At 45.5% G+C, this 26,758-nt stretch carries 37 protein-coding genes and 1 pseudogene; 12 read left to right on the top strand and 26 right to left on the bottom strand.

The features are described 5' to 3' along the window. Position 1: 1 nt before the first annotated feature. Genes H8S18_RS04290 through H8S18_RS04250 form a run of 9 tightly spaced genes read right to left on the bottom strand, consistent with a single transcriptional unit; the run spans position 2 to position 3,819 of the window. Positions 2–172: a hypothetical protein gene (locus H8S18_RS04290; protein WP_186857071.1), complete on the bottom strand. Its 171-nt coding sequence runs from the start codon at positions 170–172 to the stop codon at positions 2–4. Further along, positions 169–1,524 carry a replicative DNA helicase gene (locus tag H8S18_RS04285; RefSeq protein ID WP_186857070.1) on the bottom strand — a complete coding sequence of 452 codons (1,356 nt, stop codon included), beginning with the start codon at positions 1,522–1,524 and terminating at the stop codon, positions 169–171. Before H8S18_RS04285 ends, H8S18_RS04290 begins: the two co-directional genes overlap by 4 nt. Before the next feature lie 3 nt (positions 1,525–1,527). Next, positions 1,528–2,196 (bottom strand): hypothetical protein, encoded by a 669-nt coding sequence (locus H8S18_RS04280; protein WP_186857069.1) that lies wholly within the window; start codon positions 2,194–2,196, stop codon positions 1,528–1,530. 3 nt (positions 2,197–2,199) lie between these two features. Further along, positions 2,200–2,394 carry a hypothetical protein gene (locus H8S18_RS04275; protein ID WP_186857068.1) on the bottom strand — a complete coding sequence of 65 codons (195 nt, stop codon included), beginning with the start codon at positions 2,392–2,394 and terminating at the stop codon, positions 2,200–2,202. Next, entirely contained in the window at positions 2,391–2,651 is a 261-nt protein-coding gene (locus H8S18_RS04270) for a hypothetical protein (protein WP_186857067.1), read from the bottom strand. The genes H8S18_RS04275 and H8S18_RS04270 overlap by 4 nt, the downstream gene beginning before the upstream one ends. Positions 2,652–2,670: 19 nt before the next feature. Further along, positions 2,671–3,009: a hypothetical protein gene (locus tag H8S18_RS04265; RefSeq protein WP_186857066.1), complete on the bottom strand. Its 339-nt coding sequence runs from the start codon at positions 3,007–3,009 to the stop codon at positions 2,671–2,673. A gap of 12 nt (positions 3,010–3,021) precedes the next feature. Further along, entirely contained in the window at positions 3,022–3,273 is a 252-nt protein-coding gene (locus H8S18_RS04260; protein WP_186857065.1) for a helix-turn-helix transcriptional regulator, read from the bottom strand. A gap of 2 nt (positions 3,274–3,275) precedes the next feature. Further along, positions 3,276–3,494, bottom strand: coding sequence for a hypothetical protein (locus H8S18_RS04255; protein WP_186857064.1), 219 nt, complete (start codon positions 3,492–3,494; stop codon positions 3,276–3,278). Between the two features lie 40 nt (positions 3,495–3,534). Next, a complete protein-coding gene (locus H8S18_RS04250) occupies positions 3,535–3,819 on the bottom strand; it encodes a DUF739 family protein (RefSeq protein ID WP_186857063.1) in 285 nt (94 codons plus the stop codon). Positions 3,820–3,919: 100 nt separating this feature from the next. Between H8S18_RS04250 and H8S18_RS04245 the strand changes: the two genes are divergently transcribed. From H8S18_RS04245 to H8S18_RS04225, 5 genes are all read left to right on the top strand, one after another. Continuing rightward, entirely contained in the window at positions 3,920–4,660 is a 741-nt protein-coding gene (locus H8S18_RS04245; RefSeq protein WP_186857062.1) for an XRE family transcriptional regulator, read from the top strand. A 16-nt stretch (positions 4,661–4,676) separates the two neighbouring features. Next, entirely contained in the window at positions 4,677–5,267 is a 591-nt protein-coding gene (locus H8S18_RS04240) for a hypothetical protein (RefSeq protein ID WP_186857061.1), read from the top strand. A gap of 69 nt (positions 5,268–5,336) precedes the next feature. Then, positions 5,337–5,588, top strand: a complete 252-nt coding sequence (locus tag H8S18_RS04235) for a type II toxin-antitoxin system Phd/YefM family antitoxin (RefSeq protein ID WP_186857060.1) — start codon at positions 5,337–5,339, stop codon at positions 5,586–5,588. A 3-nt stretch (positions 5,589–5,591) separates the two neighbouring features. Further along, the gene (locus H8S18_RS04230; RefSeq protein ID WP_186857059.1) at positions 5,592–5,852 is read left to right on the top strand and encodes a Txe/YoeB family addiction module toxin; all 261 of its coding nucleotides are present in this window, start codon (positions 5,592–5,594) and stop codon (positions 5,850–5,852) included. Between the two features lie 133 nt (positions 5,853–5,985). Next, positions 5,986–7,116 (top strand): tyrosine-type recombinase/integrase, encoded by a 1,131-nt coding sequence (locus tag H8S18_RS04225; RefSeq protein ID WP_186857058.1) that lies wholly within the window; start codon positions 5,986–5,988, stop codon positions 7,114–7,116. A gap of 362 nt (positions 7,117–7,478) precedes the next feature. Here H8S18_RS04225 and H8S18_RS15025 read toward each other — a convergent pair whose 3' ends face one another. From H8S18_RS15025 to H8S18_RS14500, 3 genes are read right to left on the bottom strand one after another with little or no spacing between them, the layout of a single operon-like run. Next, positions 7,479–7,586, bottom strand: coding sequence for a hypothetical protein (locus H8S18_RS15025; protein ID WP_407926958.1), 108 nt, complete (start codon positions 7,584–7,586; stop codon positions 7,479–7,481). After that, positions 7,582–7,770, bottom strand: coding sequence for a transposase (locus tag H8S18_RS15020; protein WP_407926957.1), 189 nt, complete (start codon positions 7,768–7,770; stop codon positions 7,582–7,584). Before H8S18_RS15020 ends, H8S18_RS15025 begins: the two co-directional genes overlap by 5 nt. Continuing rightward, positions 7,716–8,210: a hypothetical protein gene (locus H8S18_RS14500; RefSeq protein WP_207721646.1), complete on the bottom strand. Its 495-nt coding sequence runs from the start codon at positions 8,208–8,210 to the stop codon at positions 7,716–7,718. The genes H8S18_RS15020 and H8S18_RS14500 overlap by 55 nt, the downstream gene beginning before the upstream one ends. 176 nt (positions 8,211–8,386) lie before the next feature. Between H8S18_RS14500 and H8S18_RS04210 the strand changes: the two genes are divergently transcribed. From H8S18_RS04210 to H8S18_RS04200, 3 genes are all read left to right on the top strand, one after another. Continuing rightward, positions 8,387–10,603, top strand: a complete 2,217-nt coding sequence (locus H8S18_RS04210) for an ATP-dependent endonuclease (RefSeq protein ID WP_186857056.1) — start codon at positions 8,387–8,389, stop codon at positions 10,601–10,603. A gap of 3 nt (positions 10,604–10,606) precedes the next feature. After that, positions 10,607–12,466 carry a UvrD-helicase domain-containing protein gene (locus H8S18_RS04205; protein ID WP_186857055.1) on the top strand — a complete coding sequence of 620 codons (1,860 nt, stop codon included), beginning with the start codon at positions 10,607–10,609 and terminating at the stop codon, positions 12,464–12,466. 87 nt (positions 12,467–12,553) lie between these two features. After that, positions 12,554–13,393 (top strand): hypothetical protein, encoded by an 840-nt coding sequence (locus tag H8S18_RS04200; RefSeq protein WP_186857054.1) that lies wholly within the window; start codon positions 12,554–12,556, stop codon positions 13,391–13,393. A gap of 304 nt (positions 13,394–13,697) precedes the next feature. On the opposite strand, the gene H8S18_RS04195 is transcribed toward H8S18_RS04200, so the two are convergent. Continuing rightward, on the bottom strand, positions 13,698–13,904 hold the full coding sequence (locus H8S18_RS04195; protein WP_186857053.1) for a hypothetical protein: 207 nt from the start codon (positions 13,902–13,904) through the stop codon (positions 13,698–13,700). A gap of 135 nt (positions 13,905–14,039) precedes the next feature. Here H8S18_RS04195 and H8S18_RS04190 point away from each other — a divergent pair, with 135 nt between their 5' ends. The 3 genes from H8S18_RS04190 to H8S18_RS04180 all read left to right on the top strand — a co-directional run bounded on the left by H8S18_RS04190 (position 14,040) and on the right by H8S18_RS04180 (position 17,970). Further along, positions 14,040–15,443, top strand: a complete 1,404-nt coding sequence (locus H8S18_RS04190) for an amidophosphoribosyltransferase (RefSeq protein WP_186857052.1) — start codon at positions 14,040–14,042, stop codon at positions 15,441–15,443. A gap of 187 nt (positions 15,444–15,630) precedes the next feature. Further along, positions 15,631–16,734 carry a peptide chain release factor 2 gene (prfB, locus tag H8S18_RS04185; protein WP_186857051.1) on the top strand — a complete coding sequence of 368 codons (1,104 nt, stop codon included), beginning with the start codon at positions 15,631–15,633 and terminating at the stop codon, positions 16,732–16,734. A 189-nt stretch (positions 16,735–16,923) separates the two neighbouring features. Further along, positions 16,924–17,970 (top strand): FUSC family protein, encoded by a 1,047-nt coding sequence (locus tag H8S18_RS04180; RefSeq protein ID WP_186857050.1) that lies wholly within the window; start codon positions 16,924–16,926, stop codon positions 17,968–17,970. Positions 17,971–17,994: 24 nt separating this feature from the next. Here H8S18_RS04180 and def read toward each other — a convergent pair whose 3' ends face one another. From def to H8S18_RS04165, 3 genes are all read right to left on the bottom strand, one after another. Continuing rightward, complete coding sequence (gene def, locus H8S18_RS04175) at positions 17,995–18,444, bottom strand: peptide deformylase (protein ID WP_186857049.1); 450 nt, start codon at positions 18,442–18,444, stop codon at positions 17,995–17,997. A 99-nt stretch (positions 18,445–18,543) separates the two neighbouring features. Beyond that, positions 18,544–19,569, bottom strand: coding sequence for a zinc-dependent alcohol dehydrogenase family protein (locus tag H8S18_RS04170; RefSeq protein WP_186857048.1), 1,026 nt, complete (start codon positions 19,567–19,569; stop codon positions 18,544–18,546). Positions 19,570–19,643: 74 nt separating this feature from the next. Then, positions 19,644–19,859 (bottom strand): alpha-L-rhamnosidase C-terminal domain-containing protein, encoded by a 216-nt coding sequence (locus H8S18_RS04165; RefSeq protein WP_243165064.1) that lies wholly within the window; start codon positions 19,857–19,859, stop codon positions 19,644–19,646. Here H8S18_RS04165 and H8S18_RS04160 point away from each other — a divergent pair. Then, the gene (locus tag H8S18_RS04160; protein ID WP_279288435.1) at positions 19,794–20,747 is read left to right on the top strand and encodes an ABC transporter ATP-binding protein; all 954 of its coding nucleotides are present in this window, start codon (positions 19,794–19,796) and stop codon (positions 20,745–20,747) included. The genes H8S18_RS04165 and H8S18_RS04160 overlap by 66 nt on opposite strands. Positions 20,748–20,847: 100 nt before the next feature. Here H8S18_RS04160 and H8S18_RS04155 read toward each other — a convergent pair whose 3' ends face one another. From H8S18_RS04155 to rsxE, 10 genes and pseudogenes are all read right to left on the bottom strand, one after another. After that, complete coding sequence (locus H8S18_RS04155) at positions 20,848–21,639, bottom strand: MerR family transcriptional regulator (protein ID WP_186857045.1); 792 nt, start codon at positions 21,637–21,639, stop codon at positions 20,848–20,850. An 84-nt stretch (positions 21,640–21,723) separates the two neighbouring features. Beyond that, positions 21,724–22,149, bottom strand: coding sequence for a hypothetical protein (locus H8S18_RS04150; protein WP_186857044.1), 426 nt, complete (start codon positions 22,147–22,149; stop codon positions 21,724–21,726). After that, positions 22,139–22,348, bottom strand: a complete 210-nt coding sequence (locus tag H8S18_RS04145) for a helix-turn-helix transcriptional regulator (RefSeq protein WP_186857043.1) — start codon at positions 22,346–22,348, stop codon at positions 22,139–22,141. The genes H8S18_RS04150 and H8S18_RS04145 overlap by 11 nt, the downstream gene beginning before the upstream one ends. A gap of 134 nt (positions 22,349–22,482) precedes the next feature. After that, a complete protein-coding gene (locus H8S18_RS04140) occupies positions 22,483–22,695 on the bottom strand; it encodes a hypothetical protein (RefSeq protein WP_186857042.1) in 213 nt (70 codons plus the stop codon). Positions 22,696–22,904: 209 nt separating this feature from the next. After that, positions 22,905–23,123, bottom strand: a complete 219-nt coding sequence (locus H8S18_RS04135) for a hypothetical protein (RefSeq protein WP_186857041.1) — start codon at positions 23,121–23,123, stop codon at positions 22,905–22,907. Positions 23,124–23,215: 92 nt separating this feature from the next. After that, a pseudogene (gene tnpA, locus H8S18_RS04130) lies at positions 23,216–23,419 on the bottom strand (IS200/IS605 family transposase); the annotation flags it as partial. Positions 23,420–23,612: 193 nt separating this feature from the next. Further along, a complete protein-coding gene (locus tag H8S18_RS04125; protein ID WP_330598669.1) occupies positions 23,613–24,164 on the bottom strand; it encodes a Maf family protein in 552 nt (183 codons plus the stop codon). Beyond that, positions 24,161–25,144: an RnfABCDGE type electron transport complex subunit B gene (locus H8S18_RS04120; RefSeq protein WP_186857040.1), complete on the bottom strand. Its 984-nt coding sequence runs from the start codon at positions 25,142–25,144 to the stop codon at positions 24,161–24,163. The genes H8S18_RS04125 and H8S18_RS04120 overlap by 4 nt, the downstream gene beginning before the upstream one ends. A 368-nt stretch (positions 25,145–25,512) precedes the next feature. Continuing rightward, the gene (gene rsxA, locus H8S18_RS04115; protein ID WP_186857039.1) at positions 25,513–26,097 is read right to left on the bottom strand and encodes an electron transport complex subunit RsxA; all 585 of its coding nucleotides are present in this window, start codon (positions 26,095–26,097) and stop codon (positions 25,513–25,515) included. Continuing rightward, complete coding sequence (gene rsxE, locus H8S18_RS04110; RefSeq protein WP_207721645.1) at positions 26,097–26,756, bottom strand: electron transport complex subunit RsxE; 660 nt, start codon at positions 26,754–26,756, stop codon at positions 26,097–26,099. The genes rsxA and rsxE overlap by 1 nt, the downstream gene beginning before the upstream one ends. Positions 26,757–26,758: the final 2 nt, after the last annotated feature.

Here is a 26,758-nt window from a genome sequence, read left to right as displayed (position 1 = left end):
GTCATGCGCTCCACTCATCATAAATATCGTTTAGCAGCTTGGCTATCAGCGCCGCCCTGATAAACCTCCGTCTTTCCTGTCCATACTGCCGCATGGCGTATTTGTATGGTTTAGCTCTCGTGATCCGCTTAAGCCTCTTTTGTGCCTCCAGTATCATGCATGGCGTTATCAATACTCTACCTCCTGTTTGTCAAACGGTGTTTTGCCGTAATATCTGTGTACCGAGTCTTCTTCTGTAAACCGTGTAGTTTCGCCGTTCCAGTGCAGCCCCATTATGCCCGTTGCACCGTTGCGCTGCTTGGCGACAATCAACTTGGCTTCTGTGCTGTCACGTGATTGCTTATGCAGCAGGAGCACCACATCTGCGTTTTGCTCAATGGCCCCGCTTCCGCGTAGCTCTGATAATTCCGGCACCCTTCCGCGCTGACCACCCTTGTTGCCTTTATCAGCCTCCCGCGATAATTGACTAAGGAGGATAACGGGTACCTCCAATTCTCCGGCAATAACTTTTAGCTGCCGTGTGATCGCGTCAAGCGCCTGCACTTCGTTGTCCTTAAACTCTGTGCGCGTGATAAGCTGCAAATAGTCTATAATCACCAGATCAAGCCCGTGCTCCCGGCGTACCTTTTGAGACAGCGCCATGATATCCGTTGTGCTTTGCCTGAAGTTGTCACTGATAAACATATTCCCATTCACGCTCTGTATCGCCGTTCCAAGCCGCGCTATTTCCTTGCCGCCTATATCTCCGGTTCTAAGGTCTTGCATTGAGATTTTCGCGTCCCCCGCCATGAGCCGCAATGCCAGTTGGGACGGAACCATTTCAAGTGAAAAGTACAACACCTTGTGATCTTTCTTTACGTGATCCGCTATGTTCATAGCAAAAGAGGTTTTCCCCATGCTGGACCGTGCGCCTATTACGATCAACTCACCCTTTTTCAGTCCTGCAAGCCGTTTGTCAAGCCTTGGGAACCCTGTTTGTATGCCAAGTAGCTTGCCCTCCTTTTTGGCCTCTACCGCTTCCACGATCTCGGCGTACGCTTCCTGATATGCCGTTTTTAGGGGCTTTACATCCGACTTGCGGCGGTCAAGGTCATAGATGGCGTTACACAGCCCGTTCGCTATGCCGTCAATGTCATTTTCCGGGTCAGACGTTTCCGAGATTGCCCTTGCGCAAATTTCTTTTAGCCGCCGCCGCTTTGATTTCTCCCGGATAATGTCGATGTGGCTTTTAATATTTTTCGTCGTTATGGTCTCGACTGTAAGCCCGCTTAAATACTCGATGGTTCCGGGCGTTGCCAAATGCAGGGCTTCAAGCCTGCTATTGACCGTTACAATATCCGGCGTGATTCCCTCTTTTGCAAGCTTCTCCATCGCTTCATAGACATGCATATGCACGATGCTTGAAAAATCATCCTTCTGCAAGCTTGACAGCACTTCAAAGGCACACTCCGGGCGCAGCAGCGCGGCCCCTATTACGCTACGCTCCGCTTCAATATCCTGCGGTATAAGTTCCAATTCTTCCATTGCCTAAAACTCCTCGTAGTGTTCCCCTGAATCATGCCCGTTCCGTTTTTCCCACGTAATAACCGCCGACTTCCAGCTTTTCATTTTATTTTTCCCGACATACCAGCCTTTCGAATTATAGAAATTCCAAAACCTTTCAGCATCAACATCGTTACCACGCTCACGGCAATACGCCTCTATTTCCTCAATGCTCGGAATGATAAATTTAGGTGGAGCTGGGGACTTGCCCCCTCCTCTCTTTATATTCTTATCATTCTTATCATTCTTGTTAGTGGTCACCTGTTGGTCACTTGTTGGTCGGTTGTTGGTCACTTTCTGGTCATTGCCTTGGTCACTTTGTTGGACGCTTTCGATATCTGCCACTTGATATTTATCATAATTAATAATGGTTGCGACGCTTCCGCGCTTGGTCGCCTTGATGGTTATTTCGTTGGTCGATTTTAGATGATTTAGCGCAGTGCGCACGTTGCGTTCTGAAATCCCCAATTTTAAAGCCATTTCACGGCGACCAAAAACCGCCTGCCCGCGTTTATATGTAACTCCCTTTTCGCGCCGCGTCTTATGATTGGCGGTCAACAAGAGATGGAGAAATACATCCTTTGTGCATGGATCGGAATACCACTCCCATTCCGTCAATTTCCTATGAAGTTTTATAAAACCGCCAGATGTCATTGTCTAACCTCTTTTACGCTTATTCCGTTCCGCATTACCGCCGCGTATGAAGCCGTACGCGTATGACAGGGCGGTCAGGTCATATATAGCGTCCACTCCCCCATTTTTCGCCTCGGTAATCAATTCAGACACTTCATCGTGCGTGAGATCATAACGCCCTAATTCATAGCTTTTTTGCTTCACAACTTCAATATTCATCTTGTACCACCTTCTACGTTTGTGATATTCTTGCGCTCTGCTTGTAAATGATTGGATATGCCATCTTTCAACACTTCCAACATTACTTCCGTATTTTTGACTATATCCCCCGCCGCGCAAACAGCCATAATGTAGCAATTGCTATTATGGGGCGCATATTGCATGGCATTACTGACAGCCATCAAGATACTGCCGGCTTTTTTAAGCGCCATTTCCTCTTCCTCGACGGAATCCATTATATTGAATAAATTAATCATCTTGATTTTTCCTTTCCGCCTATGGTAAAATAGGCGTAGATAGAGTGTCTTTCTGAATTGATCGTTGTTGGCGCAGCGATCTTTTCTTTTGCCACTTAGATTTGATTTCATAGGGCATATGGCCGTAATATCCCATGCGAAAATACTTTTTCCCGATTTCGCCAAAGAATATTTCGGTCTCCTCGTCAGTAAGCATACGGTCCTGTTCCTCTTTTTCGCGCATAACCTTACTGAATATTGAGTAGTATTGATCTACCGTTACCCTTGTACCATTTTTGAAGTACGGAAGGCCCTTTCTGCGCACATTTTTTCCAATCCAGAATAACCACCTCATAAAATTCTTTTCTTCTCTTGTCATTATTCAATCCTCCTATATTTGCACATAGCAAGATCTTTCCCCATCTTTAGGGAAATACTTATGAAGCTCACTATGGGGAACCTTGAGCAGTTCAAGGACGGCATACGCTTCATCCATGCGCCATGAACTGCGCCCGTTAAATAGATCGCTGACATGAGATATTGAGCAAGTGTTGTTCAGAACATTGGCAATATGCTGCGCAATATCCTCTTGTGTAACGTCCTGGTCGTACATTTTCAGTCTTAAAAGTTTGAATTTTTTCATTACTATTCCTCCATATCCCCGCCAATAGATTTTGCCATCATGTTAATTGCCTTTGTTAATCCTGCGAAAGCACCTTGAAATCCCTTCTGCATACCATTCATTGATGCAAAAGCCTTGTCGTATGAACCATACAGGGCATACATTTGTTTTGCGATTTTTCTCGCCTTTAATCCATTGATTCCGCGCCTCTTTAGTTCTGCCAGAAATTCTTTTTTAGTCATATTTCCTCTCCATTCTTTCATAAATTTTTTGTAGTGGTGGTTATTTTTGGTCTGCTTGCCCTATTCTTGCGTTTTCCAAAGTATTTTGGCAAAAAAAATACTCATTCACATTTTCAATATGCAATTCTTCGCATATTTTTTTTATTTGTTTTTGTGTGAAGTCCCGTTTGTTATTTAACTTCAAATTAAGTGTTGATGGACTCATTTTTACCTTTATAGAAAGGCTTTCCTGAGTATTTCCGCTTTCCCTAATCTTGCCCAAAAGTTTAGCATAATTATATTTCACCAAATTATTCACCCTCCTTTCTTGCTTCCATTCTACCATCTTTAGTTTTCTAAAGTCAACATTTATTTTTTAGCTTTCTAAAGTTTTTCTTGCGCTTTCCTAAGAAATCATTATAATCAATACTATAGGAGGTTGTAACATGAAAACTTTCGCTAAAAGATTGAATAAAGCCTTGGAGCGTGCTAATATTACCCCTGCTGAATTATCACGCATTACCAATATCCCAGAAGGAACTATCTCACATTATCGCTCTGGAAAATATATGCCTAAGCAATTCCGATTATCTATTATGGCTAAAGCCCTACATACAACTCAAGCCTACCTATTGGGCTGGGAGGACGAAGATGGAACCGCCGATCTTGTTCTCGGCGAAATAGATCATTCAAAGCGTACCGGCGCACCCATTGATACAGAATTAAAAAATGCGGAGCGCATAGCTACGGAAGGCTGGCGCAACCTCAATGAAACTATCTGCCGCCCCTATCCTATAATCGGAGAAGTAACCGCAGGATTCGGAAGTGAGGCCGTAGAGGAAGAAACCGGAGACTATGAGCAGATACCCATTGAATGGCTCCGCGGACATAACCCAGATAACTTCTTCGTCCTGCGTGTCAAGGGTGATTCCATGTACCCAAAATTTATTGCCGGGGATCGCGTCCTTGTTCATAGGAAAACAACCGTGGACAGTGGATCAATCGCCGTCGTGCTGTATGATGGGAATGTCGCGACGGTAAAGCAGGTAAAATATGTAAATGGTGAAGATTGGGTTGACCTGATCCCGATAAACCCGGAATTTCAGACAAAACGTGTTGCAGGCGTAGACCTAGAGCAATGCAGAGTATTGGGCGAAGTAAAGCGGTTAATCCGCATTATTAAATAAAAAGGATGGTAGAGAAATGAAAAAATTATTAATTGTAGTTCTGTGCGCCGCCATGTCTATAGCGTTAGTCTCTTGTTCAAGCGGCGTAAGCCAGGGTGATTACGACAAGCTTAAAAATGATCTAACGGAGTTACAATCACAATACGATGAAGTTGTAGCCGAGCGCGATTTACTCAAAGATCAAATTAGTACAATGACAGAAGAAGCAAGCGTAAGTGATGCACCTACAGCACAAGCAGAGAGCACATCTCCAGCAACGACGCAGCAGGTTCTAGTAGACCAAGACGGCATTTTGATAACTTATAACGGCTTGCAGGAGAATGAATTGTGGGGGCAGGAACTTAAAATAACAATTGAAAATAATACCGATCAGCCAATAACGGTTCAAACTCGTGACGTATCATTGAATGGATATATGATTGATCCGATTTTGTCGGCAGATGTGGCGGCAGGGAAAAAGTCAAATAGCACAATAACTATTATGGAATCCGATCTTGAAGCAAACGGAATAACGACTTTCGAGACAATAGAACTGAGATTGATAGCTATCAATTCAAATACATGGGATGATGTTTTAGATTCCGAGTTAATCACGATAAATTTATAAAATAGCCAATTTAAAAGCCCTCTTGACGTACGCTATTGCGTACGCTATAATAATATTGAGGTGATAAACATGGAAGCGATCAATATTACAAAAGCACGGCAGAATTTATATAAGCTTGTGAAGGATACCAACGAATCTCACGCCCCAATACAGATACTCGGCAAAGACGGAAACGCCGTTCTGCTCTCTGAGGACGATTGGAGGTCTATACAGGAGACTTTATACCTGTATTCTGTTCCTGGCCTTGTAGAGGGCATCAAGGAGAGCGAGAACGAGCCTGTAGAAGAAATGGTAAGCGCTGATGACCTCGATTGGGAGTAAGCTATGTATGAAGTAAAGCTAACCAAACGCGCGCTCAAAGATTACGAGAAATTGAAACAGGCGGGCATCCTAAAAAAGGCTGGAGAGTTAATCAATATTCTAAAGCAAAACCCTTTCCAGAATCCCCCGCCTTACGAAAAGCTCGTAGGCGACTTGCAAGGCCATTACAGCCGTCGTATCAACGTACAGCATAGATTGGTCTACTCGATAGATAAAGACGCTCAGATCGTCGTTATACGCAGTATGTGGACGCATTACGAATGATAAATAGAAAAGCCCCCTGCGATGCAGCAACACCAGCAGAGGGCAAGCAGAATTTATTCCACCACTACGAGGAAGAGAACTCTGCCCTTTTATTTTACCATATGGGCGGGGTAAAATGGAAGGAGTTTTTATCATGGGAAAACGAGTCAATACCGCTGCATGGAATGAAAAACAAAAACGCTGGCGTATCAACGTGCAAAAGGATGGGGAAAGAAAAACCTTTTATTCTTCCACTCCCGGACGCAGGGGCCAGCGCGAGGCAAATTCAAAGGCTGATCTTTGGTTAGATGACGGTGTGGACGGCAGTGTTAAAACGTCTGTTATGATCGCCCGCTTTATTAATTCATTGAGAGATCGTCACGTGAGCCGTGAACATATAGAGCAAAATGAGAAGTTCCTGCGCCTGTACGCTACCCCGAAAATTGGCAATAAAAAGATTGGCACAGTAACAGAAGAACATCTTCAAAATATTATCACTTACGCGCACTCAATCGGCAATAAAGGCAACGGCTTATCTTATAAAACATTGAAGAATTTAAGGGCCGTTCTTAGGTCTTTTATAAAATACTGCCGGATCGCACGGGTTACCACATTGTTTCCTGAAAGCCTTATGATTCCCAATGATGCGCAACGGAGTTCTCGCGGTGCGTTGCAACCTAATGATATTAAAATCCTCTTTTCCAGTGACAAGACCACGTATAGAGGGAAGATTGTCCATGACTGGTATATCCATGCCTACCGCCTTGAGACTATCATAGGATTACGACCAGGCGAATTACTGGGGTTAGAGATGTCCGATATTTCAGGCAACCGTTGTACTATCAATAGGTCGCTCAATCGGTATGATGAAATAACTAAGGGTAAAGACAAAAACGCATCACGTGAGATCGCGCTGCGTACATTTGAAATTCCAAAGATTGGCCTATCAGAGATTAGGACACAACGCAAAATGCTCCTGTCTGCCGGCATACAATCTGATGCACTTTTTCCGACCCCAGATGGGGGACGTACAGTTCAGCGTGTATACCTCCGTAACTGGAATAGATATAGGATATTTAATAAGATTTCCGAAAAATCTCCTTATGAATTGAGGCACACATTCTTTTCTGTCGGAAAGGACATTCCAGAAGAATTGATTAAGCCTATTGGGGGACATAGCAAGTCTTTTGACGGTTTTGCAACATACAGTCATGAACAAGAGGGCGACGCTGCAAGGGCGGCACAAATGGTTGACAATGCCTTTAAGAGGATACTTGGAGAGTGATTTTTTGACCACACTTTTGACCACACTTTGATTGTTAAAGTGGTAATAATCGCCCTTTTCTCGTTGATAATCCAAAATGCAAAATGTACTGAAATGATGATTGTTAAGCCATATTTGGCAATTACAATTTTTATATTGATTTAAATATTGGGGTTCGAATCCACTCGCCGCTACCATTTGAATCACCGACGTAATCTGAACCCCCATGTTCGATAACGTCGGTTTTCTTTTGCCAAAAAACACCTACACTAAGGCATTTTTATTATTTCAATTAAGCTAATTGTTTCGTAATGTCCTTTGTAAAAAACGAAATATTACATTGCAGAAAATTTAATCAGAATAAATCCGAACCGGTCACGTTTTTAAGAAGTACCTTTCTTATAGTGTAATTCCTCATATTTTATCGGCGTTTTGTATTGCAAATATGAATGAGGCCGCTTTTCATTGTAAAAAGTCATATACGAGTCAATGCACTTTTCTGTTCTCGCCCCTTTTCCATTTCAAATATTCCTTCTTTGCGTTTGTGCTGATACTGTATAACCCCATTTCTCGCATAAGCTCCAGTACTGTCTTATTGCACACTTTATGACCTTGTTCGTTCATAATAGCTGTGATTTTATCTGCCCCAAATAGTTGATTCGAGTTGTCAAATATCTCTTTAATAACAGGACGCAGGTTATCTCTCCTAAGTGCATTTTGAGATAGTTCTCTCTTGTTTCTGAAAATATGATTATAGTATGATTATAGTAAGTTCCTTTTGCCACCTTCAGGGCGTCGCACAAGGTCGTAACACTATATTGTCCTTTTAGCGCTTCGATTGTCTCTAACCTGTCCTTTAGAGGAGCAGAAGCAGTACAGCCAACGGATTGCAGAATAGCAAGCATGTTCTCTAGCTTCTTAACGTGTGATTTGAGCCTATTATATTCTTGCATGGTTGGTGTTTTCTCTGCAGTAGATTGGATCCTGCTATATGGCTTTATCCATCCGTAAAGAGTGCTTTGCGGGATGCCTGTTTCTTTTGAGAGTTTTGTAATAGATATACCGGATACGTATTTTCCAACCACGTCTTTCTGAAGATCATCGCTGTGTTTCATATACTATACTCACTTTCTATGTGTTTTATTATGAGTATAGCATGTGGTATAATTGACTCAAGAAATTGTGCTTGGATTGCGTATTATAGCAATAATGTGACATTCGATTTTAATAATAGCATATTATCAAATTTGGAGATAAATAGATAACAATCTAAGCCGAAGGAGAGACGGATATGAGAATTTCATCCATAAACGTTCAGAATTTTCGAAAACTACAACAATGTCGCATAGATTTCAGTGAAAATACCACTCTGTTCGTTGGAGCTAATAACAGCGGAAAAACATCAGCCATGGATGCACTTGGCAAATTTTTGGCAGGACGAAGCTTTGTTTTTAATGATTTCACCATCTCAAACCGCACCGCAATAAATGCGATTGGTGAAGAGTGGGCAAACAAAGAATATAAGATTCCGGAGGATTTAGCGAAATGGGACAATCTTGTGCCTATAATGGACGTTTGGTTGGAAGTTGAGCATAGTGAAATTCACTATGTTGCCAGTATTATACCAACACTAAAATGGCGCGGCGGAAAGCTTGGAGTTCGCTTGGCTTTTCAGCCTAAAGATATTTCAAAGTTATTTACAGAATATCGGGAAGCGTATTTTGCGGCTCGTACTACTGAAACTGCTGGGAAAGGAAAAGATGCGCCTCATATAAATCTCTATCCAAAAAACTTATGTGATTTTCTCGACAAAAAATTAAACACATATTTTTCTATCAAGTCATATGTGCTCGATCCCAAGCAGTCAGAAGCGGATGTGCTACAGCCAACCCCGTACGGAATGGAGTGTTTCACTGAAAACCCCTTAAAGGATATCATTAGAATAGATATGATTGATGCTCAGCGTGGCTTTTCTGATCCGGATTCTTCCGGTGATACTGAAAGGTCACGAAAACAATTGTCTACCCAAATGCGCAGCTATTACGACAAACACTTAGATCCCGAGAAGCTCCCTACCCCTAAGGATTTAGAAATATTGGAAGTTACCGAACAAGCGAGATGTGTCTTTGATAAAAACCTAGCTGATAAATTTGCTCCTGCAATTTCGGAGCTGGAAGGTTTAGGTTATCCCGGCGTAACTGATCCTAAAATTACAATTACCACTAAAGTTAGCACGAGTGAGACATTGAAACACGATTCTGCTGTACAGTATGCTCTAAGCAAAAATGATGGGACACTGAAGCTACCGGAAAAATATAATGGCTTGGGTTATCAGAATCTTATTTCCATGGTTTTCGATCTTATGAGCTTTCGAGATAGTTGGATGAGGGTGGGAAAAGCCCGGCAAGAACAAGACACTACAGACACAATTGAACCATTGCACCTGGTTCTAGTAGAAGAGCCGGAAGCACATTTGCACATGCAGGTACAGCAAGTATTTATACGGAAGGCCTACTCGGTACTGCGAAATCATAAATTTCTTAAAGACAACAAGAATTTTGCCACACAGCTTGTGATTAGCACACATTCCAGCCATATTGCGCGTGAAACGGACTTCGCAGATTTACGCTATTTCAAGCGACTTCCTGAATGCGCTATCTGTAATGTTGCCACAGCAAAAGTAATTAATCTATCTGATGTATTCGGCAAAGAAGATAAGACGGACAAATTCGTAACGCGATACCTGCAAACAACTCATTGCGACTTATTCTTTGCAGATGCTGCCATATTAGTTGAAGGCTCTGCCGAAAGTATGTTAGTACCTCATTTTATAAAAGATCATTATCCAGAGTTACATCAAAGATATGTTTCTATACTTAATATAAATGGCCGCCATTCACATCGGCTGAGTCCTTTAATTGATAAACTGTGTTTACCAACATTAGTGATTTCCGATTTAGACTCTGTGGAACCAGATGGTCACCATAAGGCTGCTCGCCCTGTGCGAAACAAAGGGTTAATAAGCAGCAATTATGCTATCACTGATTGGTTGATTAAGGAAAAGAATTTGGACGAGCTTCTTGATCTTCCGGCAGAACGAAAAGTGTTTACGAATGAAACAGCTTACAAATATTCTATTCGTATTGCCTATCAGACCCCGATAAAAATTGATTTTGATGGAACGCCAACAGAAGCATTGTCAAGCACATTTGAAGACAGTATGGTCTACACGAATTACAAATTATTCAAGAACCTTAAAGAAGACAATGTCGGAAGTGATGCTGGAAGCCTTATTAAGAAGGTAAATATCGCACTTAGTGCTGCAAAATCATTTGACGAACTCCACAAGCAAATATATAGTGAGCTTCGTGACGGAAAGTCTGATCAAAAAGCTGAATTCGCTTTAGATTTGATTTATACTATCGATCCCAGCGAACTCACAATTCCTCCATATATTGCGGAGGGATTAGAATGGCTTCAAACTTTTCTGCATCCAGAGGAGTGTTGAAAGATGGAAGATATAAAAGCTGCTCAGCAATTATCTGATAACCATATAGATGATCATGTGGACGACGAAATAAAGCTGTGCCTTTCTGACGATAGTCCCAAAAGCTTCTTTATGTTTGCAGGAGCAGGTTCCGGCAAAACGCGGAGCTTAATTAACGCGCTTTCTTTTTTAGACAAAGAAATGGGATCAAAATTATCTGCACACTCCAAACAGGTTGCAGTTATAACTTACACAAATGCCGCTTGTGATGAAATTTCTAAAAGGCTTCAATATAAGCCTGTTTTTGCAGTGTCAACTATCCATAGTTTCCTATGGGAACTGATAAAAAATTATCAGCTTGATATAAAGGCCTGGGTTATTGAATCCCTAAAAAAAGAAATTGCCGAGCTGAATGAAAAACAGACTAAAGGACGTGGCGGTGATGCCGCCGTTAAAAGAGAAAGCGAAATTAAGAGGAAGACTACTCGTCTTGCTAAGATTGAAACTGTAAAAAAATTTTCATACAATCCTAATGGGGATAATGTGGGCTATGATTCTCTAAGTCATAGTGAAGTTGTCAAAATGGGTTCTGAATTTATAGCCATCGAAGAAACCATGCAAGAAATTTTAGTGGGTAAATATCCAGTCTTACTAATTGATGAGAGCCAGGATACAAAGAAAGAACTTGTTGATGCGCTGCTTATTGTTTATGAGAAATACAAGGACAGATTTGTTATTGGCATGTTTGGTGATACAATGCAGCGGATATATATGGATGGCAAAGATAATTTAGCATGTTGTATCCCTGATGAATGGGAAAAACCAAAAAAGGTCATGAACCATCGGAGTGCTACGCGAATAGTGGAATTAGCCAATGCAATTCGGAAGACCATTGATAAACAGGAACAGCGTCCACGCTCTGATGCCGATAGGGGAACAGTGCGTCTATTTATAGTAGACTCTTCGGCCAATAAAGAAGAGATGGAATGTCGAGCAGCTCAAATTATGGCTAAGAAGGCTAATGATAAAGACTGGCTTGATGCTGCCAGATATAAAAGTCTGATACTGGAGCATCACATGGCAGCCAGTAGATTTGGTTTTTTTGACCTATATGCACCGCTTAATGAATCTAAATCTTTTGACACATCTTTACGTGATGGGTCAATATCTGAAATATCATTTTTATCTAACGTTGTTTCTCCATTAGTAAAAGCACACCAAAGTAGCAATGACTTCGAGGTTTCAAGAATTGTACGGCAGCACTCTCCTCTTCTGGATAAGAAGGCTTTCCAGGAAAATTCCGCAGATCAGACCAAGTTACTAGAAACTGCTGAAAATGCAGTCGAAGAATTGCTTCTTCTTTGGAAATGTGGAGCTACTCCTACTTGTATTGAAATATTAAAGGCCATCAAAAAAACTAACCTTTTCACCCTCAACGATCGTGTAGACGATATCCTATCCGAACCAGTAAAAGATGAGGATAAAAAAACAGTAGCTTTGAGGGAAGCACTCTCTGTCCCTTTTGATGAGTTAGAAAAATATTCGGCATATGTAACTGACAATACCCAATTTGCTACGCATCAAGGAGTAAAGGGACGAGAGTTCCCCCGAGTCATGGTTATTATGGATGATACTGAGGCCAAAGGATTTTTATTTAGTTATGAGAAGCTTTTTGGCGCAAAATCTAAAACAGAAACGGATATTAAAAATGAACGCGAAGGAAAAGATACGGGAATTATGCGAACGACGCGACTTTTTTATGTAGCGTGTACACGAGCAGAAAAAAGCTTAGCAGTTGTAGCATATACAGAGAATAAACAAGCTGTTAAAAACACGGCTATTTCGAATGGCTGGTTCTCAGCTGAAGAGATCGAGTTCTTATAATGCTACTAAACACATTACTTGAACTACCAATTATGTTTAACTGCCGCTATTGATAGACTATAAGCGCAAATTGAAGGAAGTAATTTTATGAAAAATAAACGTAGATATATTGGTCATTGCGCATTATGCGGAAAAGAGAGCAACCTTACATTTGAACATATTCCCCCTCGCAAAGCATTTAATTGGACGCCGACAAAAACTGTTTCCGGAGACACTTTGATTAATTCTGTCGCTAACGAACGGAACCCATGGAATCTTGATGGCCTTCAGTACAGCAATCGTCAGCAGGGACAAGGTTTTTATTCTCTATGTTCAAAATGCAACAGTTTGACCGGAACGCTTTACGGAGATGAATATATAAAAGTTGCACGCGGATTTCACGATCTCATAAAGAGTACCAATATTACAGTCAACGGTTATATTCAGGTGAAAAGTGAATCATTTCGACCGCTTCCGTTTATTAAGCAGGTTCTCTCTATGTTTTGTTCAGTTAACCGCAGTATGGCAAATGACAGTCGCATAAAGTATATTCGCGAGTTTGTTCTCGACAAAGATGCGACCTGCCTCCCGAAAAACAAATACCGCATTAATATGTACTTATGCAAACCGGGTTTACAGCGTTATGCTCCGCTTTCAGTACAATTGTTATCTGGTGGGAACCATAAACCAATTATCAATTGCATTTCCGAAATTGCTACATATCCGATGGGCTTCATTTTATGCTTTAACCCAACAGAGGAAATCTCATATGACTACCCTGACATTACATCATTTTCAGATTATAAATACGAAGATGAATGTTCTGTCGAAATGCAATTACCATACTTTGAGTGCAACATAATGTTTCCGGCAGATTTTCGTAGCAAGGAGGAAATCCAAGCGTGTATAGCTGAAAACAGAACATGGAACGAAGCACATACTGATTAACAGAATACGAATTGGTTATTCCAAAATTATGCATTAATACTAACTTCTCATTATGTTTATAACATGAATTATATCGCGAGCAAATATATCTAAATTGTCAAAGGTAAGCAAATAGAAAAGTTCGTATCGAAGGTACGGGCTTTTTTATTTGATGGCGTTAGGTTCGAACCACCGGTGGTTCATGCAAACACGAGCCAATGGCTATGAACCAATTTGAAAAAGATAACGGTAAGATTGATATTTGGAGCAATAAAGACAAGTAAAACTTTATAATTTAACCTTCTATCAATTCGTGACGGACGAATCATGGGAATCCCATATCTATTAACGGCGGGCAAAAAATAACCCACTTTTTAACCCACTTATATTTTTCTTTGAAGAGACGTTCTGTCCAGAGTATTCTTCTTGCTCTTGCAAGAACCCACTGTTTGCTTTCCTCACGCGCGCTTTCAATCTGTACGCCCCTCATCTTTTCATATGCATACTTATATTCCATTATGTACATATCCATAGGCAATATGCGCCTCTGCGGATTATTCCGTGGTAAAACTTTCTAATCTTTAATAGGGAATTTCCCTTTTTGTATAGTCCCCCCTGCGCCAAGATGATATAATAGGAAAAGAAACCAACAACGGAGGATAAGTAATTGGGCGGTGTATTTGGTGCGGCATTAAAGGGAAATTGCGCATATGACCTGTTTTTTGGGACAGATTATCACTCACATCTGGGTACCTATCGCGGTGGCATGACGGTATATTCAGACGGGCGGTTCCTGCGGGCAATCCACGGAATCCAGAACTCTCCTTTCCGAACCAAGTTCGAACGGGACGTGGAAGACCTGACCGGGCCCATGGGCATTGGCAGCATTTCGGATACCGCTCCGCAGCCGCTTACGGTGCGTTCCCATCTCGGCACCTACGCAGTCGCTACGGTAGGACGCATCAACAATGCCGATGAAATCATCGAACGGTGTTTTAAAAACCATTTCGCCCAATTTTCCGAGATGGGCAACGGCCACCTGAACCCCACCGAACTGGTGGCGGCATTGGTGGGAAGCCAGTCTACGCTTGCGGAAGGAATTCGCTATGCGCAGGAGATGATCGACGGCTCCATGACCATGCTCGTGCTTACCCGGGACGGTATTTACGCCGCGCGCGATAATGTCGGGCGCACATCCCTCGTATTGGGCCAAAAGGAAGACGGCTATTGTGTGGCCTCCGAAAGCTTTTCTTACCTGAACCTTGGGTATCACGACCTGCGGGAGCTTGGCCCGGCTGAGATCGTATTGGTTACGCCGGATGGTGTGGAACAAATACTGCCCCCGAAAAAACCAATGAAAATCTGTTCTTTCCTGTGGACGTATTACGGCTATCCTACCACCTGCTACGAAGGCGTGAACGTGGAACAAATGCGCTATGCAAGCGGACGTATCCTCGCGTCGCGTGATAACGTACATCCCGATTCAGTGGCGGGTGTGCCAGACTCCGGCACAGCATACGCGATTGGCTATGCAAACGCTTCGGGCATTCCCTTTGCGCGTCCTTTTATCAAATATACGCCTACATGGCCGCGTTCGTTTATGCCGCAAAAACAGGACCTGCGCAACCTGATCGCGCATATGAAGCTGATTCCTGTTGCGGGGCTGATCCAGGGTAAAAAACTGCTGATGATAGACGATTCAATTGTCCGTGGGACACAAATGCGTGAAACGACGGAATTTTTGTACCAGAGCGGCGCCCGGGAGGTACACGTGCGTTCGGCGTGTCCGCCTATATTGTTCGGTTGTAAATACCTGAATTTTTCCCGTTCAACTTCGGATCTCGACCTGATCGCCCGCAAGGTAATCGCGCGGCAGGAAGAAAACGTCACTATGGAAACGCTGCAGGAGTATGCCGATCCGAATAGCGCGCGGCATGCGGATCTTGCTGAAAAGGTTTGCCAAGAATTGAATTTCACCTCGCTGCGTTATCACCGTCTCGACGATCTTCAGGCTTCGGTGGGGATTGATCCGTGCAAAATGTGCACTTACTGCTGGAACGGGAAAGAATAACGCCCACCCCATATTTGAATGAAATTTTCTGTGCAATCCCCGGCGTGTGACGTTCTTTTGGTACATATTTTACATCGATCCGCAACCTACAGTTCCCCTCCCGATTCGGTTGACAGCCGGGCCGGGAATTGATAAGATTATCAGGTGGCAAATGCCGCAGTAATGAAACAAAAAACGGGGTTTTACAATGATCATAACGGACGACCAAAAACAGAGAATACAGGAAGCCGGGCAAAAGCTTAACGAGGCGGCCGCCTCACTCGACCTTCCCGCGCTCAAAGAAGAGCTCGCAAAGCTTACGGTTCAAATGGAAGCGCCTGATTTCTGGAACGATGTAGAAACGGCAAATAAAGTTACGAAGCAGGAAAAGCCGCTTAAGGCTAAGATTACCTTGTGTGAAAAACTTCATTCTTCCCTTGAAGATTTGAAAGTGCTTGTGGAAATGGTAGACGAAGAGCAGGATGAAGAGCTGCTTGCGGAACTCAATACCGAACTTGCGGAATTCGAAAAAGATATCAATAATTTCCATTTGCAGACGCTCCTTTCGGGCACCTACGACGCAAACAATGCGATTATTTCGCTGCATGCAGGCGCAGGCGGCACAGAGGCGCAGGATTGGGCGCAAATGCTGATGCGCATGTATACGCGCTGGGCGGAGCGCCATGGATACGACGTAAAAGTGCTCGACTACCTTGACGGCGACGACGCGGGCATCAAAAGCGTGACCATGCGTATCGAGGGTGAAAATGCATATGGATATCTGCGCAATGAAAAGGGCGTACACCGGTTGGTGCGTATTTCTCCATTCGATTCCAACGCGCGGCGGCATACTTCGTTCGCCTCCCTCGACGTCATGCCGGAAATTGACGATGCGGATAATGACATTGAAGTTGCGCCGGATGATATTCGTGTAGATACATACCGTTCCTCGGGCGCGGGCGGGCAGCACGTCAACAAGACGTCCTCTGCGATTCGCATTACGCATTTCCCAACAGGAATTGTCGTGCAGTGCCAGAATGAACGTTCCCAGCTGCAAAACAGGGAAACAGCAATGCGTATGCTGAAATCCAAGCTGGCGGAAAAACGGGAAGAGGAGCGCATGGCCCAGCTGGCGGAAATTAAAGGGGATCAGAAAAAAATCGAATGGGGCAGCCAAATCCGTTCATACGTATTTTGCCCGTATACCATGGTGAAGGATCACCGTACAAACGTGGAAACAGGCAACATCAATGCCGTGATGGACGGCGATATCGACGATTTCATCAAAGCCTGCCTGATTCAGGGATTCTAATGGCCGCAAAACAGCGCGCTTTGGCGGCGCGCTGTTTTTTATTGCATTCCATCCGCTGTTTTTCCCTTTCCAAAAGCGCCCGAATGGCAAAATTCATAATTTGTTCATAAATATACGTACTTGTATCACATCCCGCAACTTTTTATAATAATGGCATTGAAAATTTTTCAGGATGGATATGAGAAAGATTTGCTGACGGTAAAAAAGAAAAAAATCTGGAGTTTAATTGGCAAAAATACGGCGTCCTTCGCCTTTTGCATGGGATGTATTTATTTATTTCTTTTTTTGTTCGGGCCGCAGAATATCCTGCCGTCCGTTGCGATTGTCGTTGGATTGATGACGTTTCCTCTCCTCGACCTCAAAACAAACCACCTGCATTTTTCCATCATGACCTTTTTGCTGTTTCCTCTCATTGGATTTGCTGCCGCGGCCTCCCTTATGAACGTCTGGCTGAGTATACTATGCAACTTCGGCATTGTCTTGCTGATCCTGATGTTCAGCGTTGAACCGAAGGAAGTAAAACCGTATGTTACCTTCCTGCTGTGTTACATTTTTTCTCAGGGAAGCCCTGTGGCAAACGCCGGGGAATTTGCGTCGCGCATGATGTGCCTTACTGTCAGCGGGCTTGCCGTTGCCCTCGTAGCCTATTTTACATGGAAGTACAGGCAAAAAAACTCTGAACGGCATAGCCTCAGACAGCAAATTTATCTTTCCATCAGACATAAAAGCTTTATCCTGCGCATGGCCCTCGGCCTGACGCTGGCCGGAATCATCTCTTTTGCCCTGCATTTAAAAAAGCCGATGTGGATCAGCATTGTCGTTTTTTCGCTGACACAGATCGACATCAGGGAAACGCACCAGCGCATCAAATACCGCGTCATCGCAACAATCACCGGCGTATTCCTTTTCCTGCTGTTTTGCCAGTACCTGATCCCGCAGGAATACATCTTTTTCTTTATTATTTTCCTCGGTTACATAGGAACCTGGGTAAAGGAATATAAATATGTGCAAATCATCAACACCATCAGCGCCATTAATGCAAATCTTGTGCTGTTTGATTCCACCACGGCCATTGGAAACCGGCTCCTTTTGCTTGGCATTGGAATCGCAATTGTACTTGCCATGCATTTTTTGGACCGCATCGTCCGCCATTTAACTGGGAAGCGGCAACGGCATGCCCGGCAAGGTTGGGAACCGCAAAAGCCTCCTGCGCTGGAAACGTTGTCACAGACTTAAATAAAAAAGGCCGGGGGGCCTTTTTTATTCCGTAAATTCAATCAGCTTATCTTTAAACACGATTCCATCCAGATGGTCAAGCTCATGGCACAGGCATTTTGCAAGCAAACCCGTCCCTTCCACGGTAATCTCCTCTCCGTTTTCATCGAGTGCGCGGACGATCACCCGTTCCGGGCGTTTTAACTTGCCCCATACGTCCGGAAAGCTGAGGCAGCCTTCCTCCACAATCTGCTCGCCTTCCCGAAGCACAAACTCCGGATTTACGAGCTTGATGAGCCCTTCTCCTACATCAATGACAACGAGGCGTTTCAAAATACCAATCTGGCACGCGGCAAGCCCTCCGCCTTCCGCATGGTACATCGTTTCCGCCATATCATCCAAAAGGGTACGGACGCGGTCCGTTACTTCCCTTACTTCCCTGCTTTTTTTACGCAATATTTCGTCGTCAAACGTCCTGATTTCCCTTAATGCCACTGTTTCACCTCACGCAGCATTTATTATACCACGATTTTCAGGAAAAGAAAGGATGCCTATGCAATAAAGCGGAAGCTGCCGCTTCCGCTTTTCATGTTTTTACAAGGCAGGATCGATGATTAGCTTTCCCTGCCTGCGCAGTTCAGGATCGGAAACCGCATCCGCGAGGCGTTCCAGCGGAAGCGGATCACACTGCATAAATCCTACGTCGATACGCCGCGAATTGATAAGCTCCGCCGCCCTGTCAATCGTATAGGGATTGATGTAAGACGCTTTGATATCCACCTCCCGGCGAAAAAGGTCGAAAGGCTTTACTGTAATCGTAGCTTCGGGAGACGAAAGGCCAAACAGCATTGCCACAGATTTCCTGCCCGCAAGTTCAATCGCCTGTTCCATCGTCTCCGGGAGGCCCACGCACTCGATGACCGCGTCGAGGCGGTCTATTCCGCTTTTTTCAAGTTCGCCCCGTACGTCCTGCGAAGCCGGGTCGATACATACTGCCGCGCCCAGCTTCTCACCCATTTTCCGCTTTCCCTCAACCGGCTCGATCAGCGCTACCCGGGATGCCCCGGCAATCACCGCGAGCTGTATCATAATCAGCCCAATCATGCCTCCGCCGATCACCGCTACCTTTTGTCCGGATTTGATATTGCACATGTCCATACCGTGTAGGCAGCAGGATACCGACTCCGCCATTGCGCCTTCATGATACGCCGTCCATGCGGCAAGCTTTAACACCTGGCTTTTATTCACACTACAGAACTGCGCAAAACCACCGTTTTCGCTCACGCCGTAAATAGTCATATGTTCGCAAAAATGCCCGATTCCGCTGCGGCAGTAATAGCATGCGCCGCAGAGTTTATTCGGGTCTGCACACACACGGTCCCCGGGCTGGAACTCCGTCACGTTTTTTCCAACTTCTTCGACCATCCCGGAAAACTCGTGCCCCAGCACGCGTGGCGGAACCACATCTGCCGATCCCTGGTTCCCATGATAAATATGTACGTCTGTGCCGCATACGCCGCAGGCCTTCACGCGGATGAGGACATCGTCATCGCCCACTTTCGGCATCGGGATGTCTTCTATCCTGATATCCTGTTTTCCATAAAACACCGCTGCTTTCATGTTCTTTTCCCCCCGCTTCTGTGCGCGGCAGCCCGCTGCCTGTTGTCAATTGCCCGGAAATTCCGCTTATCGTATTATACCATATACGGCTCTTCAAAACGATAGCTTCCGCAATCCACTTCCTTTACCTCTCCGCTGGGAAGCACCACGGTTGCGCTGGTATTAAAGGGAACCGCCGCTTCCAGCACGAACCGGCCTCCTTCGCATTTCCATTGGCAGGAAATTTGTCCGTAAATGCTCAACACTTCGATATTGCTATGGTTTTCCAAAACTATGCCCTGTATCCGCATATGACGGTGTTTGAAAACATGGCGTTTGCGCTTAAACTGAAAAAATTAAACAAGCAGGTTATCGCCGCCAAGGTCAGGGAGGCAGCGGAAATCCTTGGCATCGAAGATTTGCTGGAACGCAAGCCCAAAGCTCTTTCCGGCGGGCAGAGGCAGCGCGTCGCAATCGGCCGCGCCATCGTGCGCGAACCCAAGGTATTCCTGATGGACGAGCCGCTGTCCAATCTGGACGCCAAATTGCGCAACCAGATGCGTTCGGAGATCATCAAACTGCGTCAGCGTATCAACACGACTTTCATCTATGTGACGCACGACCAGACCGAGGCCATGACGCTCGGGGACCGGATCGTAATTATGAAAGATGGCCATATCCAGCAAATCGGTACGCCGCAGCAGGTGTTTAACGAACCGGCCAATCTGTTTGTCGCGGAATTCATCGGCACGCCTAAAATGAACATTTTCCCCGCACATCTAAAAATACAGGACAACAAATATTACGTGGCTGCCGGCAGCTATTGCGTGCAGGTGCCGGAGAAATACCAGAAGCTCTTCCAGCAAAACCAGGCGCCCGAACGCGACCTTCTGATGGGAGTACGTCCGGAAAACACCTGCCTGTCCCAGCCGGGAGGGAACGCCATAGAGGCAACGGTCGATGTAAACGAAATGATGAGCAGCGAGCTTTATATCCATATTCAATTTTGCGGAGAGGATATCATTTTGCGTTTGCCTATGCTGGAAGTCCAGAAAACGTATGGAACGCTGGGCATCGGCCAGAAAATTCATTTCAGTTTTGAAGAAAATTTTATCCATCTTTTTGATCCGGATACCGGCGCGAACCTGATGGGAATTGAAAAAGAAACCGACGCGATAGAAGAGCAAACAGCAAGCTGACGCTGTCAGGCGCAGTGCCAGCCTGCCCAAGCTCCACGGCGGTTTTGCCGCCTCTTTTGCGGGGTTCCTTGTTGGCGTCTTACAGTATTTTCCGTACGCTTTACTTTGCAACCGGGAAATAAATTTCTGTCACAAGTTCCTCCTCCGGCACCTCGTGCGGACTATTGAGGTATTTTTCATATGGTATGTTTATGATACGGTATCCATTGTCTTCAATCCATTTGACAATTGCCGCATATGTTTCGCCAAGATTGGCATATGCTCCCAGGTGGGCTGCCATTGCGCAAGGCCCGCCCGGAAGCGTCCGGGAAACGGCACACTTTTGCGGCACGATTGCCCCCACCTCCGTATCTGTATTTTCCGGGTCAAATTCGGTGCTGTGGTAAAGCGCGACAACTCCTCCCCGGCACTGTAGGTTATTGTCCTGCAGGATTTTAATCATCTTATCATATAGTATGTCGAAATTCTTTACGGCAATACTGCCGCGGACGCTTACAATCTCAAACGGCTTTGTTTCTACAATTTTAACTTCCTGTGCTCCCTGGCTCATGATATCAATTCCTTTCTTGAGCAATTCAATCTCTTCCCGCATTTTCGCAAGAAGGTTCTGCTGATGCACGATTTCTTTTTTCCGCCGTTCATATTTTGCGGAAAACCGTGCCGCCACCGCATGCGGCGCGGCATGGAGAAGTTCCGCCGTTTCATCGAGCGTAAATCCGTATTCTTTACACTTCAAAATGAAAAACATATCCCGAAACTGCTTCGCCTCATAATAACGGTAGCCCGTCTCACCGCTGGTGTGCGCAGGGGTAAGCAGGCCAATCCGGTCGTAATGCCGCAAAGTCTTGGTTGTCACCATGCACAGCGTTGAAAATTCTCCGATCGTAAACATCAACTGTTCTCCTGTCTTTTTCTATCAGAACCGGTTCATGTTCCCAGTATATAGCTTGCCCCAAGGGTAAGGTCAAGCGCTTTTTCACATCTTTTTAAAATAATAGCTGGAACACGCAATCAATAAAGTGAATTGAACGGCCAGAAGCCCGACAGCCATAAGCACCACCGTTTTATCCGCGCCGTATAGTGCAAGAATCAATATAAAGGCGCATAACACATAAGTCATAATTTTGGCAACCATGTTGCCCGTTCTTTCCCGGATACGTACGTTGCGTTCGTCGTTTACCTCAATTTCTTTTTGTTTTCCGATTTTTTCCCGTTCTTCAGGCGACAGCCGCAAGCCATAAATCAAATTTGAAATCCCCAGTACGGAAAACGCCGCTCCAAACCCGATGCATACGCCAAACTGCGCCCACATCCCTTCCTTTGAGCATACAAGCAGGCCTGCCAAAAGCAAGATCGCCCCAACCGCGGCCTGAACAATAGATACAGCCTTTTTATTCTTCATTTTCGTCCTCCTCGTAAAGAAACAATTCTTCAATCTGCATCCCGAAATACCGTGCGATTTTGAACGCCAACAGGATAGATGGATTGTACCGTCCATTTTCAAGTGAGCTGACTGTTTGCCGGGATACCTCGAGTGCCGCCGCCAATTCTTCCTGCCGTATTCCTTTTTCCTTCCTGATTTCCTCCAGCCGGTTTTTCAAATCCAATCCTCCATATGGAACGTTTGCTTTCCGTTATGATACGTTGTTTCCAGCATAATGCCAAGTTTGCTTTACATTACATTAAAAAACAAAGGCGCTTGCCGCGCCCCTGTTTTCGTCGGATGAATCTCCCCTTATTTTCCAAGCCCTGCCAGCACACGCTGCGCCTTCCCATAATCCACATCGCGGACATAAAGATGGTGCATCTCGCCCGGCCTGCCCGTATGATCGCAATAGACGATGCTGTAATCACACAGGATACTGCTGCCCGTAAGCAGCCTCTTTGCCTCAGAAAATGTTTCGGCAGAAAGCGTACCCAGTACCTCCCGCCGGCTTAGTGGGATCATGCTGCAATCCTCCTCCTTGATCTTAAATGCTGCGGATTCGGCGCTCCGCCGCGTACTGCAATCCATTACGGATTGTGTACTGTCATTTTAGAACCTTGTATTTCTCTTTTCAAGGGAATCGCAGCAATTTTTATACAATTTTAACACCGTTTGAACCTGGCTGTTCCAATACTTTTCGTATCATGTGCTCCGCTTTCTCGCAGTCGTATTTATGTACATAGATTATAATAGGTATTCACTTGCGCGGCATCCTCCCCCATGCGCATCATTCCGGCGCTCCGTCCCCCAAATCCCCTTCCGCCTGACCAGCTTGTAGACCTCACATTAACATCATGGGGAACCCCATTTTCTGCAAGCAGGTTTTTGATCCGTGAAAACTTCTGTTGGGAGGTTCCTATCCACAACTCCCTCCTGTTCCATGGCACCATCGGCTTTTCCTCCGCAATCTCTTTCCATATTTTGTGTATTTACCATAGCGTCTCCGCAGTTAAGATGCAAGAGATGAACCCGCAAATTGTTAGGGGATGCGCAGTAACATATGCACATGATCTGGACATAATTCCGCTTCTATGATTTCAATTCCTTTTCTGGCACATAATTCGCGGAGTATTTTTCCTATATCTGTTTTAATCCTTCCGTATATTACCTGTCTCCGAAACTTTTCTGCCAATACTACATGATATTTGCATTCCCATGTTGTGTGTCCTAATGTATTTTTGTCCATTTGGACACCTCCTTTGCTTTTGTAATGCAGTTGGCCAGACTCGCACCATTCTAGCATTGGAGGTTTTTGCTTAAAGCTAAAGCTTTTTTAACTCCCCCGGCATAGCCGGGGGGTTATGTCTCGCTTAAACGCACAATCAAAACACCCGGAAGATACCTCCCGGGTGATAAGCACGTCTATTTCGCTCAAATGCTCAAACCTGATCCAGTTTTTTCAGCATACCATACAAGCCTGAAACCGGCAGCCCAACCACATTAAAAAAGCAGCCCTCGATGCCCTCGACAAACCTGGCCGCGGAACCCTGGATCGCATAAGCCCCCGCTTTGTCCATCACGTTCTCCTGCGCCAAATATTCCTCAATTTCCTGCGGATCCAAAGGCCGGAAAAACACTTTTGTCGTAAATGCTTCCGTAATCTTCCTGCCGCCGCATGTCACACATACGCCTGTATGCACAAAATGTACATTTCCCGAGAGCGCCCGGAGCATACGCCGCGCATCCTCGAAATCTGCGGGTTTTCCAAAAACCTCTCCTCCTGCTTCCACAACCGTGTCTGCGCCGATTACCGTTTCATCCGGATAATCCTGTGCGACGCTTGCCGCCTTCTTTTCCGCAAGAAACCGCACCATCTTACGGGGATCTGCTATATCGCAGCTCTCGTCTGCGCCGGATACCGCCACTTCAAACTCCGGCGTAATCAACGCAAGCAAATCCCGCCTGCGGGGGGAGGCAGATGCAAGAATCACGATTTTGGCACCATCGTAATGGCCCCCAGTTTGCACGCTTCCTCGCACAAACCGCAGCCACGGCAGATATCCGTTACCGTGTGCGTCATTTTCAGTTCTCCCTCAATCGCTCCAAACGGGCAGGCCTTGGTGCACAGGTTGCAGCCCACACATTTCTGGCGGTTGATCTTCGCTTTCTTGTCAGGTTTCGTTGTCAGGATACATTTACGCGGGCATTGCTCCACGCACAGCCAACAGCTCCTGCATTTTTCCGGATCGATCACAGGAAGGTTGTTTTCCATTGTAATCGCACCAAACGGGCATAAATTGGCACATTTTCCGCAGCCAATACAGCCCGCGCTGCAATTTTCCATCACCTCTCGTCCACGTCCCGTATTGGTACAACCGACGTAGACATCCACATTTTTGGGGAGCACCGCGATTGAGCTTTGCGGGCATTGTTCCACACACCGGCCGCATCCCGTGCATTTTTCATCGTCAATAAAGGCTATGCCGTCCGGCCCCATCGTAATCGCATCAAATTTACATACCTTTGCACAAGTCCCAAGCCCCAGGCAAGCAAATTTGCACGCCTTAAAACCACCCGCAATACCATAGGCCGCCCGGCAGTCGAGCGCGCCGTCGTATTCAAATTTATTTTTGCAATGCCCCTCGCTCCCGAGGCACATAATGCGTGCAACCTTGGGCACCAAATCTCCCACAGAGACACCAAGAATTTCGCCGATCTTCTTCGCATCGTCCTGTGAAAGCACGGCGCAAGCTGAAACCTCCGCCGTTCCTGCCACAAGAGCGTCTGCAAGGCCGTCACAACCCGGATATCCGCAGCCACCGCAATTAGCGCCCGGCAGGTTTTCCCGCACCGCGACCACACGCTCGTCTTTTTTTACTGCAAATTTTTTGGACGCTACGCCCAGCATGATCCCAAACACTGCGCCGAGCCCCCCCAGCACAATGATAGACCAGATAATCGGTTCAAACATACTCATTTCCTCTTTTCGTTACAATTCGCTCTTTATGCTTCTTCCTATGAACGAAGCCTCACATTCGAACGATTGCATCCCTTCCTTACGAAATTCATTGTCCTGCATCCCCCCACTCAATATTCTGCGCCTGTGCTTTTTGAACCGCGTCTCTCTCCTGAAAACCTGTCTTCCGGATTTCGCGGTCCTTTATATATGCCTCCTGTGCAAGCGCGCTATAGGGCGGTAATCTTTGTTTCCACGGTATATAACGGATAAAATTACGCACTGGCAATATTTCGCAGGGTAGGATAGACTCCAGCGCTTTGCCCCTATTCCTAAAACAGGGAACCGGTGCTGCAAATCATCGCAATATACGCCTTTAGCTTTTACACCAGGCCGGAAAAGCCCATAAATGCCACACTCATCAGCGATGCCGTAATCAGGGCAATCGGAAATCCCTGGAAAGGCTTCGGAATCGCGGAAAGCTCGAGCCGCTCCCGGATTCCTGCAAAGAGCACAATGGCAAGCGTAAAACCAAGCGCGCCACCAACGCCGTTCACCAACGATTCCACAAGGTTGTACTGCTCTGTAATATTCAGGATTGCAACGCCAAGCACTGCGCAGTTGGTCGTAATCAGCGGCAAATATACGCCGAGGCTTTGGTACAGGCCGGGGCTCGTCTTTTGCAGCACCATTTCAACGAGCTGCACAAGCGCGGCAATGACGAGTATAAACGCAATCGTCTGCATGTATTCCACACCCAGCGGTACCAGGATATAATATTGCACAAGCCACGTGATGAGCGACGCCATCGCCATAACAAACGTAACGGCCATGCCCATGCCTACCGCCGTTTCCACTTTTTTGGAAACTCCGAGGAACGGACAAATACCGAGAATCCGCGAGAGCACAAAGTTGTTGACCAAAATTGAACTCAGGAGGATTGTAAGGATGCGAATAAAAGTATCCATTATTCATGCACCTCCTCTGCCCGTGCTGTCTTTTCCTTCGGTTCCTTTTCTTTTGCTTTTTCACGCTGGAGCACAATTTTATTGATCAGTGCAAGCAGCAATCCCAATACAAGGAAGCCGCCCGGCGCGAGAATGAACATCAACGCCGGAGGATAGTCCGCTCCAAACACGGAAATACCAAACAGCGATCCATTTCCAAGAAGCTCGCGCACCGCCGCAATCATCGTCAGCGCCGCGGTAAAACCAACGCCGATGCCAATACCGTCCATCATGGACGGCAGCACGCTGTTCTTTGCAGCAAACGACTCTGCCCGTGCAAGAATGATACAGTTCACTACAATCAACGGCAGGAACAGCCCCAGAGACTCATACAACGATGGGATAAATGCCTGCAGTACCATCTGAACTACAGTAACAAACATTGCGATTACTACAACATAACACGGTATCCTTACCTTATCCGGAATGAAATTCCGCAGCAGGGAAATCAGCATATTAGAGCAGGTCAATACAAAGATAACCGCTGCCCCCATGCCAACTGCATTGATCGCCGATGTTGTGACGGCAATCGTCGGACACATGCCGAGTACCAGCCGGAACGTTGGGTTTTCGTTGAAGACGCCGTTTAAGAATACGCCCTTCATCACTTGTTTATCCATTC

The sequence above is a fragment of the Christensenella tenuis genome (genome assembly GCF_014287795.1).
Taxonomy (GTDB): domain Bacteria; phylum Bacillota; class Clostridia; order Christensenellales; family Christensenellaceae; genus Christensenella; species Christensenella tenuis.
The sequence above is the reverse complement of the archived record's forward strand: the minus strand, read 5'-3'. Positions and strand labels throughout refer to the sequence as shown.

Coding starts and splice junctions, on each gene's coding strand:
- H8S18_RS04170 (WP_186857048.1), bottom strand. CDS start 19,569: ATGAAAGCAGCGGTGTTTTATGGAAAACAGGATATCAGGATAGAAGAC.
- rsxA (WP_186857039.1), bottom strand. CDS start 26,097: ATGGATACTTTTATTCGCATCCTTACAATCCTCCTGAGTTCAATTTTG.
- H8S18_RS04245 (WP_186857062.1), top strand. CDS start 3,920: ATGAAAACTTTCGCTAAAAGATTGAATAAAGCCTTGGAGCGTGCTAAT.
- H8S18_RS04235 (WP_186857060.1), top strand. CDS start 5,337: ATGGAAGCGATCAATATTACAAAAGCACGGCAGAATTTATATAAGCTT.
- prfB (WP_186857051.1), top strand. CDS start 15,631: ATGATCATAACGGACGACCAAAAACAGAGAATACAGGAAGCCGGGCAA.
- H8S18_RS04140 (WP_186857042.1), bottom strand. CDS start 22,695: ATGATCCCACTAAGCCGGCGGGAGGTACTGGGTACGCTTTCTGCCGAA.
- H8S18_RS04255 (WP_186857064.1), bottom strand. CDS start 3,494: ATGACTAAAAAAGAATTTCTGGCAGAACTAAAGAGGCGCGGAATCAAT.
- H8S18_RS04280 (WP_186857069.1), bottom strand. CDS start 2,196: ATGACATCTGGCGGTTTTATAAAACTTCATAGGAAATTGACGGAATGG.
- H8S18_RS04210 (WP_186857056.1), top strand. CDS start 8,387: ATGAGAATTTCATCCATAAACGTTCAGAATTTTCGAAAACTACAACAA.
- H8S18_RS04150 (WP_186857044.1), bottom strand. CDS start 22,149: ATGAAGAATAAAAAGGCTGTATCTATTGTTCAGGCCGCGGTTGGGGCG.
- H8S18_RS04260 (WP_186857065.1), bottom strand. CDS start 3,273: ATGAAAAAATTCAAACTTTTAAGACTGAAAATGTACGACCAGGACGTT.
- H8S18_RS04285 (WP_186857070.1), bottom strand. CDS start 1,524: ATGGAAGAATTGGAACTTATACCGCAGGATATTGAAGCGGAGCGTAGC.
- H8S18_RS04270 (WP_186857067.1), bottom strand. CDS start 2,651: ATGATTAATTTATTCAATATAATGGATTCCGTCGAGGAAGAGGAAATG.
- H8S18_RS04250 (WP_186857063.1), bottom strand. CDS start 3,819: ATGGTAGAATGGAAGCAAGAAAGGAGGGTGAATAATTTGGTGAAATAT.
- H8S18_RS04155 (WP_186857045.1), bottom strand. CDS start 21,639: ATGTTTACGATCGGAGAATTTTCAACGCTGTGCATGGTGACAACCAAG.
- rsxE (WP_207721645.1), bottom strand. CDS start 26,756: ATGGATAAACAAGTGATGAAGGGCGTATTCTTAAACGGCGTCTTCAAC.
- H8S18_RS04195 (WP_186857053.1), bottom strand. CDS start 13,904: ATGGATATGTACATAATGGAATATAAGTATGCATATGAAAAGATGAGG.
- H8S18_RS04165 (WP_243165064.1), bottom strand. CDS start 19,859: ATGCGGATACAGGGCATAGTTTTGGAAAACCATAGCAATATCGAAGTG.
- H8S18_RS04135 (WP_186857041.1), bottom strand. CDS start 23,123: ATGGTGCCATGGAACAGGAGGGAGTTGTGGATAGGAACCTCCCAACAG.
- H8S18_RS04120 (WP_186857040.1), bottom strand. CDS start 25,144: ATGTTTGAACCGATTATCTGGTCTATCATTGTGCTGGGGGGGCTCGGC.
- H8S18_RS04275 (WP_186857068.1), bottom strand. CDS start 2,394: ATGAATATTGAAGTTGTGAAGCAAAAAAGCTATGAATTAGGGCGTTAT.
- H8S18_RS04205 (WP_186857055.1), top strand. CDS start 10,607: ATGGAAGATATAAAAGCTGCTCAGCAATTATCTGATAACCATATAGAT.
- H8S18_RS04230 (WP_186857059.1), top strand. CDS start 5,592: ATGTATGAAGTAAAGCTAACCAAACGCGCGCTCAAAGATTACGAGAAA.
- H8S18_RS04265 (WP_186857066.1), bottom strand. CDS start 3,009: ATGACAAGAGAAGAAAAGAATTTTATGAGGTGGTTATTCTGGATTGGA.
- H8S18_RS04200 (WP_186857054.1), top strand. CDS start 12,554: ATGAAAAATAAACGTAGATATATTGGTCATTGCGCATTATGCGGAAAA.
- H8S18_RS14500 (WP_207721646.1), bottom strand. CDS start 8,210: ATGAAACACAGCGATGATCTTCAGAAAGACGTGGTTGGAAAATACGTA.
- H8S18_RS04240 (WP_186857061.1), top strand. CDS start 4,677: ATGAAAAAATTATTAATTGTAGTTCTGTGCGCCGCCATGTCTATAGCG.
- H8S18_RS04225 (WP_186857058.1), top strand. CDS start 5,986: ATGGGAAAACGAGTCAATACCGCTGCATGGAATGAAAAACAAAAACGC.